This window comes from Streptomyces rapamycinicus NRRL 5491 (genome assembly GCF_024298965.1).
Classification (GTDB): Bacteria; Actinomycetota; Actinomycetes; order Streptomycetales; family Streptomycetaceae; genus Streptomyces; species Streptomyces rapamycinicus.
This window is the reverse complement of the sequence record NZ_CP085193.1, coordinates 6754810-6774482: the sequence shown is the minus strand read 5'-3', so window position 1 is coordinate 6774482 and position 19673 is coordinate 6754810. Positions and strand designations below refer to the sequence as shown.

The window sequence follows — 19673 nt, the reverse complement described above, 5'->3', positions numbered from 1 at the left end:
ACCAACACCCGCACGGGGCACATCACGGAGTGACCGGTACGGACCGCGAGCCGTGTCAGGCGGCCGCGTAACCGTTCCGGCACCGTCCGCCGCCGACCGTCGTCCGCAGCATGAGGAGCCGCCTGATGTCCGACTTCGTACCCGGACTCGAAGGAGTCGTCGCGTTCGAGACGGAGATCGCCGAACCCGACAAGGAAGGCGGTGCGCTCCGCTACCGAGGCGTGGACATCGAGGACCTGGTGGGCCATATCTCCTTCGGGAACGTCTGGGGTCTGCTGGTCGACGGCGCCTTCAACCCGGGGCTGCCGGCCGCCGAGCCGTTCCCCATCCCGGTCCACTCCGGGGACGTCCGGGTCGATGTGCAGTCCGCGCTGGCCATGCTCGCGCCCGTCTGGGGCCTCAAACCGCTGCTGGACATCGACGCGGAGCAGGCCCGTGAGGACCTGGCGCGCGCGGCGGTGATGGCCCTGTCCTACGTGGCCCAGTCGGCCCGTGGCCAGGGGAAGCCGATGGTGCCGCAGCAGGAGATCGACAAGGCCGGAACCATCGTGGAGCGCTTCATGCGGCGCTGGCGCGGTGAGCCGGACCCCAAGCACGTGGCCGCCGTCGACGCGTACTGGACCTCGGCGGCCGAGCACGGCATGAACGCCTCCACCTTCACCGCGCGCGTCATCGCCTCCACCGGCGCCGACGTGGCCGCCGCGCTCTCCGGGGCGGTGGGCGCCATGTCGGGGCCGCTGCACGGCGGCGCGCCCTCCCGGGTACTCGGCATGATCGAGGAGATCGAGCGCACCGGGGACGCCACCCGCTACGTCAAGCAGGCCCTGGACCGTGGCGAGCGCCTGATGGGCTTCGGCCACCGGGTCTACCGCGCCGAGGACCCGCGGGCGCGGGTGCTGCGGCGCACCGCCAAGGAGCTGGGCGCACCGCGCTTCGAGGTCGCCGAGGCACTGGAGCGGGCCGCCCTGGACGAGCTGCACAGCCGCAGGCCGGACCGGGTGCTCGCGACGAACGTGGAGTTCTGGGCGGCCATCGTGCTGGACTTCGCCGAGGTCCCGGCGCCCATGTTCACCTCGATGTTCACCTGCGCCCGTACGGCGGGCTGGAGCGCGCACATCCTGGAGCAGAAGCGGACCGGCCGTCTGGTGCGGCCGTCGGCCCGGTACATCGGCCCCGGCGCGCGCAGCCCGCACGAGGTCGACGGCTACGGGGACCCCGCCTCGCGATAGGTCAGCTCGCGGTGGGTCAGGAGGCGGCCGGGGCGGGATGGTCGTCGGCAGGGCGGTCGTTGACGGGACGGTCGTCGGCGGGGCGGTCGTCGGCGGGGCGGTCGTCGGCGGGGCGGTCGTCGGCAGGACGGTCGTCGGCAGGACGGTCGTCGGCAGGGCGGTCGTTGACAGGACGGTCGTCGGCGGGACGATCGCCAACCGGGTGGTCGTCGGCAGGACGATCGCCAACCGGGTGGTCGTCGGCAGGGCAGTCGCCAACCGGGTGGTCGTCCGGGTAGTCGTCCGGGTCCTTCGGGGTCAGGATCCCCTCCAGGATCCGCGACCACTGGGCCACCACCCGCTCCCGGCGGTGGCCGTCGTCCGTCAGCAGATTGGCCAGGCCGAGGCCCCGTCCCATGTCGAGCAGGCCCTGGACGGCCTCCCGGACGCCCGGCACCGACTCGTCGGCACCCAGCAACTCCACCGCCATCCGATGCGTCTCCCGGCCGATCTTCGCCTCCAGGGCGGTCACCCGGGCGCCCAGCTGCTCCTCGTACGAGGCCGCCACCCACAGCTGGAGCGCGGCCCGGAAGAGCGGGCCGGTGTAGAGGGTGACCAGCGCCTCGACCACCGCGGGGACGCGGCCCTCCCTGTGCGGGGCGGGGAGGGCGCGCAGCTCCGCCGAGCGCTCCTCGGCGACATGCTCGACGGCGGCCGTGAAGAGGTCCTCGCGGGTCGGGAAGTGGTGCTGGGCCGCGCCCCGCGACACTCCGGCCCGCTCGGCGACCACCGCGACCGTGGAACCGGCCCAGCCGCGCTCGGCGAGACAGGCCACGGCGGCCTCCAGCAGCCGCCTGCGGGTGGCGCGGCTGCGGTCCTGCTTGGGGTCGCGCAATGCCGTACGGGGGGTCATCGGGACGCCCCGGCGGAGCCCGTGGCCCCCGTTTCCCCTGCGGCCGCGGCATGCGACGCCGCCTCCGAGTCGGCCGCCGCCCCCGCGTCCGGTATCGCCCCCGTATCCGTCGCCGCCCCCGCGTCCGGTATCGCCCCCGTATCCGTCGCCGCCCCCGCGTCCGGTATCGCCCCCGCGTCGGCCGCCGTCTGCCGCAGCCATGCCGGGTCGCGCCGCTCCAGGAACGACGTCATGCCCTCACGCGCCTCCTCGGAGGCGAAGAGGCGGGCCGACAGCGCGGCGAGCCCCTCGCCGTCCCGGTCGAAGGCGCGCAGCACATCGGCGGTCACCAGCCGCTTGGACTCGGCCAGGCCCTGCGGGGAGCCCCGGCGCAGCCCGTCGAGGACCGGCGCCAGCGCCTCGTCCGGGTCCCCCTCCGGGTCCGCGAGCGTCACCAGCCCGATCCGGGCCGCCTCGGCGGCGTCGAACCGCTCACCCGTGAGGTAGTAGCGGGCCGCCGCGCGCCGGTCCAGCCGGGGCAGCAGCGGCATCGAGATGACGGCCGGGGCGAGGCCGAGCCGCGCCTCGGTGAAGGCGAAGCTGGCGCCGCGCCCGGCCGCCGAGATGTCGCAGGCCCCGAGCAGCCCGAGCCCACCGGCCCGTACGTGCCCGGTGACGCGGGCGACCACCGGCTTGGGCAGCTCCACGATCGACCGCAACAGATCCACCAGCCCGGACGCCCCGGACGCCGAGGGCGGTTCGCTCAGATCCGCGCCCGCGCAGAAGGTCGTGCCGGTGTGGGTGAGCAGCACCGCCCGCACCCGGTCGTCCCGTCCGGCCGCCGCCAGCGCCTCGCGCAACTCGGCGACCAGGCGCGAGGAGAGGGCGTTGCGGTTGTGCGGCGAGTCCAGGGTGAGGGTGGTGATCCCGCGCGCGAAGGCGGCCAGTACGAGCGGCTTTCGCGCCTCGTCCGTAAGGCCGTCGTCCGTAGGGCCGTCGGCTGTGGAGCCGTCGGCCGTAAGGCCGCCGGTCGTGGAGCCGTCGTCCGTAAGGCCGTCGGTCGCGGAGCCGTCGTCCGTAGGGCCGTCGGTCAGCGGGCGATCGGCCATGGGGCCGGTCGTGGGGCCGGTCGTGGGGCCGGTCGTGGGGCCGGTCGTGGGGCCGTCGGTCATGGGGCGGTCGAACTCCTTTCCCTGGCGCGCAGTTCACGCCTGAGGATCTTGCCGGTGGCCGAGCGCGGCACGGCGTCCGTGAACTCCACACAGCGCACCTTCTTGTACGGGGCCACCTGTCCTGCAACGTACGCGATCAGGTCGTTCTCCGAGATCCGGGTGCCGGGCCTGGGCACCACATACGCCTTGGGGATCTCATTGCCCGCCCCGTCCGACACCCCGATCACGGCGGCGTCGACGACGGCCTCGTGGGCGAGCAGCACGGCCTCCAGGTCGGCCGGGGCGACCTGATAGCCCTTGTACTTGATCAGCTCCTTCACCCGGTCCACCACATACAGCCAGCCGTCCGCGTCCACATGTCCGACGTCGCCGGTGTGCAGCCAGCCCTCGGCGTCGATCATCGCGTCGGTGTCCTCGGGGCGGCCCAGGTAGCCCTTCATCACCTGCGGTCCGCGGATGACGATCTCGCCGTCCTCGCCCACGGCCAGGTCCGCACCGCTGTCCGGGTCCACGATGCGCATCTCGGTGCTCGGGAGCAGCTTCCCGACGGTCCCGGGCGGGGCGTTCTTCGCGTCGCGCGGCACCAGATGGGAGCCCGGGGACAGCTCCGTCATCCCGAACGCCTGCAGCAGCGGCGGTACGCCGAGCCGCTGGGCGCACGCCTCCGCGAGCCGGGCGTCCAGCGGGGCCGCCGCGCTCAGCACGTACCGCACCGACGACAGGTCATGGCCGTCCACCGCCGGGTGCTTGGCGAGCGCGAGCACGATCGGCGGGGCCACGTAGAGCGCCTGGGCGCGGTGTTTCTCGATCGCCGCGAGGAAGGTGTCGAGTTCGAAGCGGGGCAGCACGATCACCGTGCCGCCGTTGCGGAGCGGTGCGTTCATGAGCGCTGTAAGGCCGTAACTGTGAAAGAACGGCAGGACGGCCAGCACCCGCTCCCCCGGCCGGCTGGGCACCAGCGTCTCCACCTGCGCGAGGTTGGTGGCCACGTTGCGGTGGGTGAGCATCACGCCCTTGGGGGTGCCGGTGGTGCCGGAGGAGTACGGCAGGACGGCGATGTCCTCGGCCGGGTCGATCTCCACCACCGGTTCGGGAGCGGTGCCGCTCAGCATGGAGCGCAGCGAGCGATGGCCGCTCGCCTCGTCGCATACGAAGATCTCCCGTATCCCGCCCGCCCGTTCGGCGGCCTGCCGGGCCACGCCCAGCAGCGCCGAGACGGTGACGATCCACGACGCGGCCGCGTCCCGGAGCTGCTTGGCGAACTCCTCCGGCGTGGCCAGCGGATGCACCGTGGTGACCGCGGCCCCGGTGCGGGTGGTGCCGTAGAACGCCGGTGGGTACATGATCGAGTTGGGGCTGTGCAGGGCCACCACATCGCCCTTGCTCACCCCCGCCTCGGCCAGCGCGGCCCCGATCCGGCGCACCGCGCGGTCCAGCGCGGCATAGCTCAGGGCCGCCCCGGTCACGCCGTCCACCAGCGCGGTCAGGTCGCCGAACTCCTCGGCCGCACGCCCCAGTACGGCGTCGTGGATGGGCAGATCGACGGGCGGTACATCGGGATACTCGCTGCGCAGCACCATGGCCGCTCCCCTCAGCTCTGATGGACCTACCTGTCCGTTCTGCCCTACCCGCGCGCTCCCTACGACTTCCGCGGCCCCGGTGCCCGCTCAGTACGACTTGGGCAGGCCCAGGGTCTGGTGGGAGACATAGTTGAGGATCATCTCCCGGCTGACGGGGGCGATCCGGGCCACCCGGGCGGCCGTGATCAGCCGCGCCAGCCCGTACTCGGCGGTCAGACCGTTGCCGCCGAGGGTGTGCACGGCCTGGTCCACGGCCCTCACCGCGGCCTCCCCGGCCGCGTACTTCGCCATGTTGGCGGCCTCGCCCGCGCCCGCGTCATCGCCCTCGTCGTACAGGTACGCCGCCTTCGCCATCATCAGCCGGGCCAGCTCCAGTTCGATATGGGCCTGGGCGAGGGGGTGGGCGATCGCCTGGTGAGCGCCTATGGGTTCCTTCCACACCTGGCGGGTACGGGCGTAGTTCACGGCCTTGTCGAGCGCGTAGCGGCCCATGCCCAGCGCGAACGCCGCCGTCATGATGCGCTCCGGGTTGAGCCCCGCGAACAGCTGGAGCAGCCCGGCGTCCTCGTCGCCCACCAGCGCGTCGGCGGGCAGCGCCACGTCGTCCAGCACCAGCTCGAACTGCTTCTCCGCGGCGGCCAGCTCCATGGGGATGTGGTGGTGGGAGAAGCCGTGGGTGTCGCGCTCCACGATGAACAGGCAGGGCTTGAGCTTCCCGGTCCTGGCGTCCTCCGTACGGCCGACGATAAGGACCGCGTCGGCGTTGTCCACACCGGTGATGAAGACCTTACGGCCGTTGAGTATCCAGCCGCCGCCCTCGGCCCGGCGGGCGGTGGTGGTGATGCGGTGCGAGTTGGATCCGGCGTCGGGCTCGGTGATGCCGAAGGCCATGGTGACGCTGCCGTCGGCCAGACCGGGCAGCCAGCGCTCCTTCTGCCCGGCGGTGCCGAACCGGGCGATGACGGTGCCGCAGATGGCGGGCGAGACGACGAGCATGAGCAGCGGGCAGCCCGCCGCGCCCAGCTCCTCCAGGACGATGGACAGCTCGGTGATACCGCCGCCCCCGCCGCCGTACTCCTCGGGGAGGTTGACACCGAGATAGCCCAGCTTTCCTGCCTCGGCCCACAGTTCGGCGGCCCCGTCGCCCTCCTGGGGGCCGCCCGGGGCGTGTCCCTTGGCGAAGGACGACACCGCGGCGCGGAGCGCCACGCGCTCCGGGGTGTCCACAGGCGTGTGCGGGCTGGTCATGGACGGCTCCTCCCACGTGCGTGCGTTGTGCGGGCCATGTGCGCTGTGCTGTACGGACCCCTTGCGGTGCGTTGCGCGGTCCAGCTGTGACGCGTCGCGTCGCGGGCCGTTACGGTCCGGCGCGGGCCGTGCGGCCCGTATGGGGTGTGCGGGCGGTGCGGCCCGTAAGGGGTGTGCGGGCGGTGCGACCCGTATGGGCTGTGCGAGCTGCGCGGCCCGTACGGACGGTGCGGCCCATACGGACGGTGCGACCCGTACGGACGGTGCGGCCCATACGGACGGTGCGGCCCATACGGGCTGTGCGAGCTGCGCGACCCGTACGGGCGGTGCGGCCCATACGGGCTGTGCGAGCTGCGCGACCCGTACGGGCGGTGCGGCCCATACGGGCTGTGCGAGCTGCGCGGCCCATACGGACGGTGCGGCCCATACGGGCTGTGCGAGCTGCGCGGCCCGTACGGTGTGCGGGGCCGGGTCACTCCCCCGCCGCCACGACCGCGAGCAGGGCTCCGACCTCGACCTGGCGGCCGGGGGCGGCGTGAAGGGCGGTGAGCACCCCGGCGGCGGGCGCGGTCACGCGGTGCTCCATCTTCATGGCCTCCAGCCACAGCAGGGACTGTCCGGCCTCGACCCGGTCCCCGACCGCCACCTCGGCGATCCGCACCACCGTGCCCGGCATGGGCGCCAGCAGCGAGCCGGGCTCGGTGCGGGCGGTGGGGTCGGGGAAGCGGGGCAGCGCGGTGAACACATGGCCGCCCTGGGGCGTGTCGACATAGCGGCGGTCGCCATAGGCCGTCACCTCGAACGTCCGCCGGACCCCGGCCACATCGAGGACGACCCGAGCCGGATCGGCGTCCCGCCCTGGCTGGACGGCCCGTCCCGGATCGGCGGCCCGCCCTGACTGGGTGTCCCGCCCCGGATCGGCGGCCCACCCCGGCTCGACGGTCAGCAGCCGGACGTCGGGGAGGCCCTCCGCGAGCAGCCCGTCACGGGTGAGGCGGTAGCCCACCTCGTGCTCGGTGCCGCCCGGTTCGGCGCGGTAGCTCCTCAGTTGCGGCTGGGAGGGCACATTGCGCCAGCCGCCCAGCCGCCCCGCCACGGTCGCCGGCCGCCGCGCCGCGTCGGCCAGGGCGGCAGCGAGGGCGGCGAGCGGGACCGCCTCACCGTTCTCGGAGGCTTCGGCGGTCAGCTCGGGCAGATGGCGTTCGAGGAACCCGGTGTCCATGCGGCCCGCCTCGAACTCCGGGTGGCGCAGCGCCCGTACGAGCAGTTCCCGGTTGGTCACCGGGCCGTGGATCCGGGCCCGCTCCAGCCCGTGGGCCAGCCGCCGCACCGCCTCGGCCCGGGTGGGGGCCACGGCGATGACCTTGGCCAGCATCGGGTCGTAGTGGACGCCGATCGCGTCCCCGCCGTCCGGCCCGGAGTCCACCCGCAGCCCGGGGACCTCCAGCCGGTGCAGGATCCCCGTCTGCGGCCGCCAGCCGCGCGCCGGGTCCTCGGCGTACAGCCGCGCCTCGACGGCGTGCCCCCGGGGCGCCGGAGGCTCGGCGTCGAGTCGCTCCCCCTCCGCGATCCGCAGTTGGAGCGCCACCAGGTCGAGACCGTGGATCTCCTCGGTGACCGGGTGCTCGACCTGGAGGCGGGTGTTCATCTCCAGGAAGTACGCCCGCCCCGACGGCGAGACCAGGAACTCCACCGTGCCCGCGCCCTCGTAGCCGATCGCGCGCGCCGCGTTCGCCGCCGACTCGCCCAGGGTGCGCCGCAGTTCCTCCTCAAGACCGGGAGCCGGGGCCTCCTCGATGACCTTCTGGTGGCGGCGCTGGAGGGAGCAGTCGCGGGTGCCGAGGGTCCATACGGTGCCGTGGTTGTCGGCGAGCACCTGGACCTCGACATGGCGGGCGCCCTCCATATAGGGCTCCACGAAGATCTCGCCGTCCCCGAAGGCGGAGGCCGCCTCGGCGCGGGCGGAGTCGAGTTCGGCGGGGAGCGCGGCCAGTTCGCGCACCACCCGCATGCCCCGGCCGCCGCCGCCCGCCGCCGCCTTGACCAGCACGGGCAGATCGCCGGCGGTGACCTCGGCCGGGTCGAGCGGATCCAGCAGCGGCACACCGGCCTTGCGCATGATCTCCTTGGCCCGGGTCTTGGAGGCCATGGCCTCCATCGCCTCGGGCGGCGGCCCCACCCACACGAGCCCCGCGGCCCTTACGGCGCGCGCGAAGTCCGCGTGCTCGGAGAGGAAGCCATAGCCGGGGTGGACGGCGTCGGCCCCGGCGGCCAGGGCGGCCTTCACCAGGAGATCGCCGCGCAGATAGGTGTCGGCCGGGGCGTCACCCGGCAGCCTTACGGCGGCGTCGGCCTCGCGCGCGTGGGGCGCGTCGGCGTCCGCGTCGGAGTGCACCGCGACGGTGGCGATACCGAGGTCACGGCAGGTGCGGACGATTCGCCGCGCTATCTCGGCGCGGTTGGCGACCAGGAGGGAACGGATCACGGATTCCTCACCCCCATGCCGCCACCCCGCACCAACGCAGCGCGCGAGAGGACCGAACAAGCGGGCAAACAGGCACAGCTCACGGATTCCTCACCCCCATGCCCCCACCCCGCACCAACGCGGCACGCGAGAGGACCGAACAAGCGGACAAACAGGCACAGCTCACGGATTCCTCACTCACATCCGGAAGACGCCGAAGCCACCGCGCGCGCCCTCGACCGGCGCGGTGTGCAGGGCGGACAGACACAGGCCGAGCACGGTGCGGGTGTCGCGCGGGTCGATGACGCCGTCGTCGTAGAGCCGCCCGGAGAGGAAGAGCGGCAGCGACTCGGACTCGATCTGCTGCTCCACCATGGCGCGCAGCGCGGCGTCGGCCTCCTCGTCGTACGGCTGCCCCTTGGCGGCGGCGGACTGCCGGGCGACGATCGACATCACCCCGGCGAGCTGCTGCGGGCCCATCACGGCGGACTTGGCGCTGGGCCATGCGAAGAGGAAGCGGGGGTCGTACGCCCGGCCGCACATCCCGTAGTGACCGGCGCCGTACGAGGCGCCGATGAGCACCGACAGATGGGGGACGCGGGAGTTGGAGACGGCGTTGATCATCATGGCGCCGTGCTTGATGATCCCGCCCTGCTCGTAGTCGCGGCCGACCATGTAGCCGGTGGTGTTGTGCAGGAAGAGCAGCGGGATGTCGCGCTGGTTGGCGAGCTGGATGAACTGCGCGGCCTTCTGGGACTCCTCGCTGAACAAGACCCCCTGGGCGTTGGCCAGGACCCCGATCGGGTAGCCGTGCAGCGCGGCCCAGCCGGTGGCCAGGCTGCGCCCGTACAGGGGCTTGAACTCGTCGAAGTCCGAGCCGTCGACGATCCGGGCGATCACCTCGCGCGGATCGAAGGGGACCTTCAGATCGCTCGGAACGATGCCGAGCAGCTCCTCCGCGTCGTACTTCGGCGGTTCGGCGGGCCCCGGATCGGAGTGCGCCTTGCGCCAGTTGAGGCGCGCGACCACACGGCGGGCCTGGCGCAGCGCGTCGGGCTCGTCGGTGGCGAAGTAGTCGGCGAGCCCGGAGGTGCGGGCGTGCATCTCGGCGCCGCCCAGCGACTCGTCGTCGCTCTCCTCGCCGGTGGCCATCTTCACCAGCGGCGGACCGCCCAGGAAGACCTTGGAACGCTCCTTGACCATGATCACGTGGTCGGACATCCCGGGGATGTACGCGCCTCCGGCGGTGGAGTTGCCGAAGACCACGGCGATCGTGGGGATTCCTGAAGCGGACAGCCGGGTGAGATCCCGGAACATCGCCCCACCGGGGATGAAGATCTCCTTCTGGGAGGGGAGATCGGCACCGGCGGACTCGACGAGACTGACCAGCGGAAGCCGGTTGGCGCGGGCGATCTCATGGGCGCGCAGCGCCTTCTTGAGCGTCCAGGGGTTGCTGGCCCCGCCGCGTACGGTCGGATCGTTGGCGCTGATCAGGCACTCCACACCGGAGATCACCCCGATACCGGTGACGATCGAGGCCCCCACCGGATAGTCGCTGCCCCAGCCGGCCAGCGGCGACAGCTCCAGGAAGGGGGTGTCCGGGTCCAGCAGCATCTCGATCCGCTCGCGGACCAGCAGTTTGCCGCGTTTGCGATGGCGCTGGACGTATTTCTCACCGCCCCCGGCGAGCGCCTTGGCGTGCTCACCCTCCAATTCGGCGAGCTTGGTGAGCATCGCCTCCCGATGGGCCGTGTGGTCGGCGCCTGCGGGGTCGAGCGCGGACGCGAGCACGGTCACCTGGTCCCCCATCGGGTAAAATGCGTGTTGTGCGTTGCGAGAACCAAGCGCGCACAGCGTGCTGAGCGAGAGCCAAGCCAGCGCAACTCAGTGCTTTCGGGCGACCGGGCAGGTTCCGTCCCGGCTGGTGTTGAGGGAGTAAGACCTTTCAGGTCGCTGACCTGCGGGGCTTCCTGAGCCAGGAATCCCTCTGCTTCGGCTGGGGGAGGGTTCAAAGCAGTACCTCCGGTATGTCCAGATGGCGGGAGCGCAGCCATTCGCCGACGGCCTTGGCCTGGGGGTCGAAGCGGGCCTGCGCTGCGACGCCCTCGCCGAGCAGGCCGTCCACGACGAAGTTCAGGGCCCGCAGCCGGGGCAGCGAATGGCGGGTGACGTTCAGTTCGGCCGTCTCCGGAAGCAGTTCCCGCAGCCGGTCGACGGTGAGGGTGTGGGCCAGCCAGCGCCAGGCGTCCTCACCGCGCGCCCAGACGCCGATGTTGGCGCTGCCGCCCTTGTCGCCGCTGCGGGCCCCGGCGACCGCGCCGAGCGGGGCGCGGCGGGTCGGGCCCGGCGGCAGCGGGGGCGGCAGCGGAGGCTCGTCCACGGGGCCTCCGGCGGCGGGCGCGGTGGGCGCGGACGCGGTGGTCGCGGACGCGGTGGGCGCGGACGCGGTGGGCGCGGACGCGGTGGGCGCGGACGCGGTGGGCGCGGACGCGGTGGGAACGGACGCGGTGGGAACGGACGCGGTGGGAACGGTCGTGCCAGACGCGGACACGGCAGACGCGGACGCGGTGGGCGCGGGCGTGGTGGGCGCGGACGCGGTGGGCGCGGACGCGGTGGGAACGGTCGTGCCAGACGCGGACGCGGTGGGAACGGTCGTGCCAGACGCGGGCGCCGGGGGGACGGACAGCCGGGAGCCGTCCGGCAGTACGGCGGTGTGCGGCACGGTGTCGGCCGGGGTCTCCACGGCCTCGAAGACGCCGTAAGGGGAGCCCTTTCCGGGCGGGGCGGTGACATGGAAGCCGGGGTAACTGGCGAGGGCCAGTTCCACGGCCGCGCCGCTGATCACCCTGCCTACCGCTTCCGGGTCCCGGTCGCGCACCACCAGCCGCAGCAGTGCGCTCGCCTCCTCCTGTACGGCCGCGTCGGGGTGGTCGGTGCGGGAGAGGGTCCAGCGGACCTCGGCGGGGCGGCGTTTCCTCATCGCCCCCTCCATCTGGTCCCGTACGAGCGCCGCCTTGGCCTCGATGTCCAGGCCGGTGAGCACGAACACCACCTCGTTGCGGTGGCCGGCGAGCCGGGTCAGCCCGGTCTTGAGGGTGCGGGGCGGCGCCTCGCCCCGTACGCCGTGGACGCGCACCCGGTCCGGGCCGTCCTGGGCCAGCCGCACCGAGTCCAGCCGGGCGGTGACATCCGGACCCGGATAGCGGGCGCCCGCCGTCTCGTAGAGGAGCTGGGCGGTGACGGTCCCGACCGTGACGGCGCCGCCGGTGTGCGGATGCTTGGTGATCACGCTGGAGCCGTCGGGGTGAAGCTCGGCGACGGGGAAGCCGGGGCGCCGGACGTCGTGTGCGGCGAAGAAGGAGTAGTTGCCGCCGGTCGCCTGGGTGCCGCACTCCAGGACGTGCCCGGCGACCACGGCTCCCGCGAGCGCGTCCCAGTCGTCGGCGGCCCATCCGAAGTGCGCGGCGGCCGGGCCCGTCACCAGCGCGGCGTCCGTCACCCGCCCGGTGACCACCACATCCGCGCCACCGCGCAGACAGGCCGTGATCCCAGCGCCGCCGAGATACGCGTTGGCGGTGACCACGCCGGGCCCCCAGTCGCGGGCGCCGAGGAGGTCGTCGCCCTCGACATGGGCCACCCGGCAGCCGATCCCGAGCCGCCCGGCGAGCTCGCGGATCGCGTCCGCCAGCCCGGCCGGGTTGAGCCCGCCCGCGTTGGTGACGAGCCGTACCCCGCGCTCCATGGCGAGCCCCAGGGTGTCCTCGAGCTGGCGCATAAAGGTCGTGGCATAGCCCCGCGCGGGGTCCTTGGCGCGGTCCCGCCCCAGGATGAGCATGGTCAACTCGGCAAGGTAGTCACCGGTCAGCACGTCCAGGGGCCCACCGGTGAGCATCTCGCGCAACGCGTCGAAGCGGTCGCCGTAGAAGCCGGAGGCGTTGCCGATACGGAGGGGCCGGGGCGGAGGGGTCACGAGGCGCCTCCGGGGCAGCGCGGACGGATCACGAGACGTCTCCAGGACGGAACGGAGGGGTCACGAGGCGCCTCCGGGGCAGCGCGGAGGGGTCACGAGGCGCCTCCAGGACGGAACGGAGGGGTCACGAGGCGCCTCCGGGACGGAACGGACGGATCACGAGACGCCTCCAGGACGGAGCGAACGGATCACGAGACGCCTCCAGGGCAGGACGGACGGGTCACGAGACGCCTCCAGGGCGGTGTCCGGGAACGTCGCTCTGCGGGGCGGGGCTTGCGAGGCCGTCTCCGGTGTCGCCAGCCACCAAGTGCTCCGTCCGCTGCCCCGGAGCGCGCCCCTTGCCGGGCGGCCCGGCGAACGCCTGGGCGATGTCCAGCCAGCGGTCCGCGTCCGGCCCTTCGGCCCGCAGGGCCAGATCGTCGCGGTGGGCCCGCTGGGTCACCAGCAGACAGAAGTCCAGGGCGGGCCCGGTGACCCGCTGAGCGGCGCCCTCCGGCCCGTACGCCCACACCTCGCCGTCCGGAGCGGTGAGTTCGACCCGGAACTCCTCGGCCGGCGGCTCCATCCCCCGCGCTGCGTACGCGTAGCCCCGCGCCCGGACGCCGATCCGGGCCACATGGCGCAGCCGGGTGGTGGGGGCCCGGTGCACACCCAGGGCGTCGGCGACGTCCTGGCCGTGCGCCCAGGTCTCCATGAGCCGGGCGGTCGCCATCGACATCACGCTCATCGGCGGCCCGTACCAGGGCAGCCGGGCGCGCGGCGGCTGCGCGGCCAGCGTCCGGAGCAACCGCTCCCGCCCCTCGCGCCAGCGGCTCAGCACCACCTCGGGCGGCGCGGCCGCGCCGCGCTCGGCGCCCTCGTCCACGAACGCGTCCGGCGCGGCCCACGCCCGGCGCACCTCGTCCGCGAACCCCTGGGCGTCCTCGGCGGCCTGTACGGCCCGCTCGTCGGTCCACGCGAGATGGGCGATCTGGTGGGCGATGGTCCACCCGGGCGCGGGCGTCGCCATCCGCCACTCCGCGCCCCCGAGCCCGGCCACCAGGCCGTCCAACTCGTCCCCCTCCGCCCGCAGGTCGCCGAGCAGAGCCTCCGTCTCGGACACGCGTCGCTCCCGTCGTCGGGTCTGTCGGGTGTCGGCCTTCTCCAGCCCTCAGCCTTCAGCCCTCATCGAGTACTTCGAGTGCGTCGAGGGCTCTCGTCGAGCGAGGGTGGCAGCGCGACGAGAAACAATCAAGCACGCTTGCATGATTCAGCCGGTTGAGAGGGCCCGTCGGGGCACGCCCACAGTGGGGCTGGTCGGCTCGATCAGCCCTACGGTCGCCGAGGTGTGTGGCTCGGCCGACCAGCCCCCGGCAACCGCGCCCGGCTCGCCTTACGGCAGCCGTTCCGCCAGCACCTCGGCCAGGTGGCGGCCCTTCTGGCCCGCCAGCTGGGTGAGCTGGGTGCGGCAGGAGTAGCCGTCCGCCAGGACTTCGGTGCCGGGTTCCGCGGCCCTTACGGATGGCAGCAGTTGCTCCTCGGCACAGGCCGCCGAGACCTCGTAGTGGCCGTCCTCGAAGCCGAAGTTGCCCGCCAGGCCGCAGCAGCCGCCGCTCAAGGTGCCCGTGAGGCCGGCGCGTTCGCGGAGGCGGCGTTCGGCGGTGTCGCCCAGGACGGCGTGCTGGTGGCAGTGGGTCTGGCCGACGACGGGGCGGTCGATCCGCGGGGGCTGCCAGTCGGGGGCGTACCGCTCCAGTGTCTGCGCGAACGTCGAGACGGACTCGGCGAGGCGCGCGGCGCGCGGGTCGGTGGTGAGGAGTTCGGGGAGGTCGGTGCGGAGGGCGGCGGTGCAGCTGGGTTCGAGGCCGACCACCGGGAGCCCGGCGTCCAGGGCCGGGGCCATGACGTCCAGGGTGCGCCGCATGACCGTGCGGGCGCGGTCGAGCTGGCCGGTGGAGACCCAGGTCAGCCCGCAGCACACGGGTTTCGGCGGGACGACCACCCGCAGCCCGGCCGCCTCCAGCACGGCGACCGCCGACCGGCCGACGGACGGGGAGAGATGGTTGGTGAAGGTGTCCGGCCAGAGGACGACGGTCCGTCCGCGCTCGGGCCGTCCCGATCCCGATCCGGCCCCGGCCCCCGTCTCGCGCGCCGCCTCGCGGACCCGGTCGCGCCACCACCGTGTGAAGGGCTCGTGGGCCAGTTCCGGGATGTCGCGTTCGGGGGCGATGCCGCCCAGGCGTTTGGCCAGGGTGGCGAGTGGGCTCACCCCGGCCAGCGCGTTGGCCGCCGGGGCCGCCCGCAGGAGGGACGCCGCGCGCAGCCACACCGGGAGCCAGCCCATCGAGTAGTGGGCCGCGGGGCGCAGCCGCCCCTCGTAGTGGTGGTGCAGGAACTCCGCCTTGTAGGTGGCCATGTCGACCTCCACCGGGCAGTCGCTGCGGCAGCCCTTGCAGGACAGGCACAGGTCGAGCGCGTCCCGTACCTCCTCCGAGCGCCAGCCGTCCTGGACGACCTCGCCCGCGAGCATCTCGTGCAGCAGCCGGGCGCGGCCGCGCGTGGAGTGCTTCTCCTCGCCGGTGGCGCGGTACGACGGGCACATCACGCCGTCGCCGGACACCGACTCGTTACGGCACTTGGCGACGCCCACACAGCGCCGGACCGCCGCGGAGAAGTCGCCCTTGTCGTGCGGATAGCCGAACTCGACGTCCACCGGCCGCCTCGGCAGCGGATCGAAGCGCAGGTTCTGGTCCAGGCGCTGCGGGCGGGCCAGGACGCCGGGGTTGAGACCGCCCTCCGGGTCCCACAGGTCCTTGAAGCGGGAGAAGAGGCCGACCATCTCCGTCCCGTACATGCGCGGCAGCAGCTCGGCGCGGGCCAGGCCGTCGCCGTGTTCGCCGGAGAGCGAGCCGCCGTGCGCGACGACGAGATCGGCGAGGTCGGCGGAGAAGGCGCGGAAGACCCGGATGCCGGGCTCGGTCAGCAGGTCGAAGTCGATACGGACGTGGATGCAGCCGTCCCCGAAGTGCCCGTACGGCGTGCCGCGCAGCCCGTGCTGGGCCATCAGGGCGCGGAAGTCGCGCAGATACGCGCCGAGCCGGGGCGGCGGCACCGCGCAGTCCTCCCAGCCGGGCCAGGCCTCGCTGCCGTCCGCCCTACCCGGAGTACGCAGTCGGGTGGCGGTCCCGGAGGCGTCCTCGCGCACCCGCCACAGGGCGCGCTGTCCGGCCGGGTCGGCGACCACGGTGTGGTCCGTGGTGGCCTCGGCGGCGGCGCGGGCCACCTCCTGGGCGCGGGAGAGGGCCTCCTCGCGGGTGGCGCCGCCGACCTCCACGAACAGCCAGGCGCCGCCCTTGGGCAGCCCGGTCGTCCCGGCGACCAGGTCGGCGGCCATGCCCTCGACGGTCAGCGGACCGTACGGCAGCAGGGTGTGCGCGGCCTCGGCCGCCGCGCTCTCGTCGGGGTAGCCGAGCACGGCCAGGGCGCGGGCGCCGGGCGCCTCCACCAGCCTTACGGTCGCCTCGGTCACCACGCCGAGGGTGCCCTCGCTGCCGGTGAGGGCGCGGGCGAGGTCGGCGTTCTTCTCGGGCAGCAGCTCGTCCAGGGCGTAGCCGGAGATCCGGCGGGGCAGCTCGGGGAAGCCGGTGCGCAGCAGGGCCAGATGCTGGCCGGCCAGGGACCGTATGCCGTCGCGGAGCCGGGCGGGCAGGTCATGGAGGCCCTGGGCGGCGCGCACCCGCTCCCCGCCGTAGGTGAGGACGTCCAGCTCGTGGACGTTGTCGGCGGTGGTGCCCCAGGCCACGGAGTGGGAGCCGCAGGAGTTGTTGCCGATCATGCCGCCGAGGGTGCAGCGGCTGTGGGTGGACGGGTCGGGGCCGAACGTCAGCCCATGGGCGCCGGCCGCCGTACGGAGGTCGTCGCAGATCACGCCCGGCTGGACGACGGCGGTGCGCCGCTCGGGGTCGAGCGAGAGGATGCCGCGCATATGGCGGGTGAAGTCGAGGACGACGCCGAGCCCGGTGGCCTGGCCCGCGATCGAGGTCCCGCCGCCGCGCGCGACCACCGGCACCCCGCGCTCCCGGCACACGGCCAGCACCGCCGCCACATCGTCGGCGTCGCGGGGCGCGACGACCCCGGCGGGGACCCGCCGGTAGTTCGACGCGTCCATGGTCATCAGCGCCCGGCTCGCCGTATCGAAGGAGACGTCCCCGCGAACGGCTCGTCGCAGCGCCTGCTCCAGCTCGTCTGCCTGGTGATCAGCCATGCCCTCCATGGTCCACGGCGAGGCGGCCATTGAGAATGTCCAATTCCGATTCATGGCCGCTTCAGGGTCAGCATGCATGGCCCGCATGGCCCGCCGTATGGCCCGCATGGCCCGCCGCATGGCCGCCTTAAGGCCCGCCGCATGGCCCGTATGGCCGCCTTAAGGCCGCCATGTTCCGCGATCGGGCCTCTATACCGGCACATCCTCGCCCGTCAACAGGATGTGGACATACCGTCTCACCCGCTGGACGGTCGGTCGGACCGCGGCGGCCGACGGATTAGGCTTCGGCTCGTGGCTGAGATCCGGATTCCCGATGACATCAAGCCCGCCGACGGACGCTTCGGCTCGGGCCCCTCCAAGGTGCGCACCGAGGCGCTGAGCGCCCTGGCCGCGACCGGAAGCTCCCTGCTGGGCACCTCCCACCGCCAGGCCCCGGTCAAGAACCTGGTCGGCACCGTACGCGAAGGGGTGCGCGAGCTCTTCCAACTCCCGGAGGGGTACGAGGTCATCCTGGGCAACGGCGGCTCCACCGCCTTCTGGGACATCGCGACCCACGGGCTGATCGACTCCAAGTCGCAGCACCTGTCCTTCGGCGAGTTCTCCTCGAAGTTCGCCAAGGCGGCGAAGCTGGCGCCGTGGCTCGAGGAGCCCACGGTGATCACCTCCGACCCCGGCACCCACCCGGAGCCGCGCGCCGAGAGCGGCACGGACGTCTACGCCTTCACCCACAACGAGACCTCCACCGGTGTCGCCATGCCCATCCAGCGGGTGGCCGGCGCCGACGAGGGCGCGCTGGTACTGGTGGACGCCACCTCCGGGGCGGGCGGTCTGCCGATCGACATCGCCGAGACGGACGTCTACTACTTCGCGCCGCAGAAGTCCTTCGCGGCGGACGGCGGCCTGTGGATCGGCGTCTTCTCCCCCGCCGCGCTCGAGCGCGCCGCCCGGATCCACGCCTCCGGCCGGCACGTCCCCGAGTTCTTCTCGCTGCCGACCGCGATCGACAACTCGCTGAAGAACCAGACGTACAACACCCCGGCGCTGGCGACGCTCTTCCTGCTCGACGACCAGCTGAAGTGGATCAACGGCCAGGGCGGTCTGGACTGGGCGGTGCGCCGCACCGCGACCTCCTCGCGCACGCTGTACGGCTGGGCCGAGGAGTCCAAGTTCGCCACCCCGTTCGTGGCCGACCCGGCCAAGCGGTCGCAGGTCGTCGGCACGATCGACTTCAACGAGGAGATCGACGCCGCCGCGGTCGCCAAGGCGCTGCGGGCCAACGGCGTCGTGGACACCGAGCCGTACCGCAAGCTGGGCCGCAACCAGCTGCGGGTGGCGATGTTCCCGGCCGTCGACCCGGCGGACGTCGAGGCCCTGACGGCGTGCGTGGACTACGTCATCGAGCACCTCTGAGGACTGACTCCGAGCCCCGTTCGAGCCCTGGAGGACTGACTCCGAGCCCCGTTCGGGCCCTGGAGGACTGACTCCGAGCGCAAGGGGACTCACTCTCCCCCCGCACGCGAAGGGGCCCGCGGCCGACCACCGGCCGTGGGCCCCTTCGCGTGCGCTGACCACCAGCCCCAGGGTCAGCTTCGGGGTCAGCCCCGGCGGAAGAGCTTGCGCAGGCCGAAGAAGACCACCAGCGCGCCGACGAAGGTGAGCCCGGCCTTGACCAGGTTGCCGTTCTTGTCGTCGTCGGTGAGCTTGCCGTCGACGCGGTCGGAGTACTCCCCGTTCTTCTTCTGCTCCTTCGCGGTGGCGTCCGGCAGCAGCTCCCCGCCGAGGTCCACCGGCGTCACCTCGGAGCCCGCGCCCTCGGTGCCGTACATGAGGGTGCCGCCGTCCGGGGTGAAGGTGACGGACTCGCCCTGGCGCTGCAGCGGCAGCCCCGGCTCCTCCTTCAGCCGCGTCGGCTTTCCGTTCCGCCAGCGGTACTCGGCGGCCGAGAAGTAGCCGCGCAGCACCAGCCGGGTGCCGTCCGGGGAGAACGCCCCGTCCGTGACCTCCATGTCGATGTCGGAGACCCGCTGGAAGACGTTCACCCCCGAGGGGCTCAGCGTGGTCGGTCCGGCGTACAGCCCGCCGTCCTCGTCGCTCTTGCTGGCGATGTAGACGCGGCCCGTCTTGGGATGGACCATCAGCGCCTCGGCGTTGCGCGGCCCGCCCTGGTACTTGACGGTGAACTGGGTCGCGGTGACGGTGGTGTCCTTCAGCTGCTTCGGCTCCGGGAAGCGGTAGATCCACACATGGGACCACTGACCGCCCAGGTTGTCGCCGACATCGCCGACGTAGATATTGCCGTCCGGCCCTATCGAGATCGCTTCCACATCGCGGGGATCCCCTATACCGCGCAGGGTGACCCGCGCGACCGTCTTCCCGGTCCTGCCGTCCACGGCGTATACGTACGGGCCGTCCGAGCTGTCGTTGTGCGTCCAGTAGACGCCGGGGTGGAGACGGCTCGCGGCGAGGCCGCTGGACTCGGTGATCCGTGAATCCCGGATCGTGAAGGGGGACGGCGACGACGAGTCGTCGGCGGCGGCCGGGGCGGCTGCGGACACGGCCAGCAGCGCGGCGGCACCGAGTACGAACGGAAGCGGACGCATGGGCCCAAGCCTGCCATCCCGCCGGAGGCGTCCGGCGCCGGAACCACGCCGAGGGGCCGCCTCCGGCCACGCATGGCTTCCGCCTGGGCGCCGTCTCCCTTCCGTCTTCCGCCCAGCATCACTTCCGTGATCGCGCATGACTTCCGCGATCACGGGCAGATAACGTCTGTCAATTATTTGTGCGGGCGGCCACCCCGAAATAACCCCGAGATTATTTGACCTCATCCGGGGATTATTTCGGCGAGAAATTTATCGGTCATTGACGGCATAGCGGGCGGCGGCATTGCAATACAGAA

At 73.0% G+C, this 19673-nt stretch carries 10 protein-coding genes and 2 pseudogenes; 2 read left to right on the top strand and 10 right to left on the bottom strand.

From position 1 onward, the window contains the following. Positions 1-125: 125 nt before the first annotated feature. Positions 126-1229 carry a citrate synthase 2 gene (locus LIV37_RS28475; RefSeq protein WP_020870542.1) on the top strand — a complete coding sequence of 368 codons (1104 nt, stop codon included), beginning with the start codon at positions 126-128 and terminating at the stop codon, positions 1227-1229. 298 nt (positions 1230-1527) lie between these two features. On the opposite strand, the pseudogene LIV37_RS28470 reads toward LIV37_RS28475, so the two are convergent. The 9 genes and pseudogenes from LIV37_RS28470 to LIV37_RS28430 all read right to left on the bottom strand — a co-directional run. Next, a pseudogene (locus LIV37_RS28470) lies at positions 1528-2121 on the bottom strand (TetR/AcrR family transcriptional regulator); the annotation flags it as partial. Between the two features lie 191 nt (positions 2122-2312). Further along, positions 2313-3065 (bottom strand): annotated as a pseudogene (locus tag LIV37_RS28465) (enoyl-CoA hydratase family protein); the annotation flags it as partial. A gap of 203 nt (positions 3066-3268) precedes the next feature. Then, positions 3269-4852: a 4-coumarate--CoA ligase family protein gene (locus LIV37_RS28460; RefSeq protein ID WP_020870539.1), complete on the bottom strand. Its 1584-nt coding sequence runs from the start codon at positions 4850-4852 to the stop codon at positions 3269-3271. An 87-nt stretch (positions 4853-4939) separates the two neighbouring features. Further along, the gene (locus LIV37_RS28455) at positions 4940-6100 is read right to left on the bottom strand and encodes an acyl-CoA dehydrogenase family protein (protein ID WP_020870538.1); all 1161 of its coding nucleotides are present in this window, start codon (positions 6098-6100) and stop codon (positions 4940-4942) included. 472 nt (positions 6101-6572) lie between these two features. Next, complete coding sequence (locus LIV37_RS28450; protein ID WP_020870537.1) at positions 6573-8585, bottom strand: acetyl/propionyl/methylcrotonyl-CoA carboxylase subunit alpha; 2013 nt, start codon at positions 8583-8585, stop codon at positions 6573-6575. A gap of 177 nt (positions 8586-8762) precedes the next feature. After that, positions 8763-10361 carry an acyl-CoA carboxylase subunit beta gene (locus tag LIV37_RS28445; protein ID WP_121825215.1) on the bottom strand — a complete coding sequence of 533 codons (1599 nt, stop codon included), beginning with the start codon at positions 10359-10361 and terminating at the stop codon, positions 8763-8765. 211 nt (positions 10362-10572) lie between these two features. After that, a complete protein-coding gene (locus tag LIV37_RS28440; RefSeq protein ID WP_243146284.1) occupies positions 10573-12456 on the bottom strand; it encodes an acyclic terpene utilization AtuA family protein in 1884 nt (627 codons plus the stop codon). 298 nt (positions 12457-12754) lie between these two features. Next, positions 12755-13636, bottom strand: coding sequence for a TIGR03084 family metal-binding protein (locus LIV37_RS28435; RefSeq protein WP_020870534.1), 882 nt, complete (start codon positions 13634-13636; stop codon positions 12755-12757). 270 nt (positions 13637-13906) lie between these two features. Then, entirely contained in the window at positions 13907-16777 is a 2871-nt protein-coding gene (locus LIV37_RS28430; RefSeq protein WP_121825216.1) for an FAD-binding and (Fe-S)-binding domain-containing protein, read from the bottom strand. A 291-nt stretch (positions 16778-17068) separates the two neighbouring features. Here LIV37_RS28430 and serC point away from each other — a divergent pair, with 291 nt between their 5' ends. Then, positions 17069-18187 carry a phosphoserine transaminase gene (gene serC, locus LIV37_RS28425; protein WP_020870532.1) on the top strand — a complete coding sequence of 373 codons (1119 nt, stop codon included), beginning with the start codon at positions 17069-17071 and terminating at the stop codon, positions 18185-18187. A 185-nt stretch (positions 18188-18372) separates the two neighbouring features. On the opposite strand, the gene LIV37_RS28420 is transcribed toward serC, so the two are convergent. Continuing rightward, entirely contained in the window at positions 18373-19377 is a 1005-nt protein-coding gene (locus tag LIV37_RS28420) for a membrane protein (RefSeq protein ID WP_020870531.1), read from the bottom strand. Positions 19378-19673: the final 296 nt, after the last annotated feature.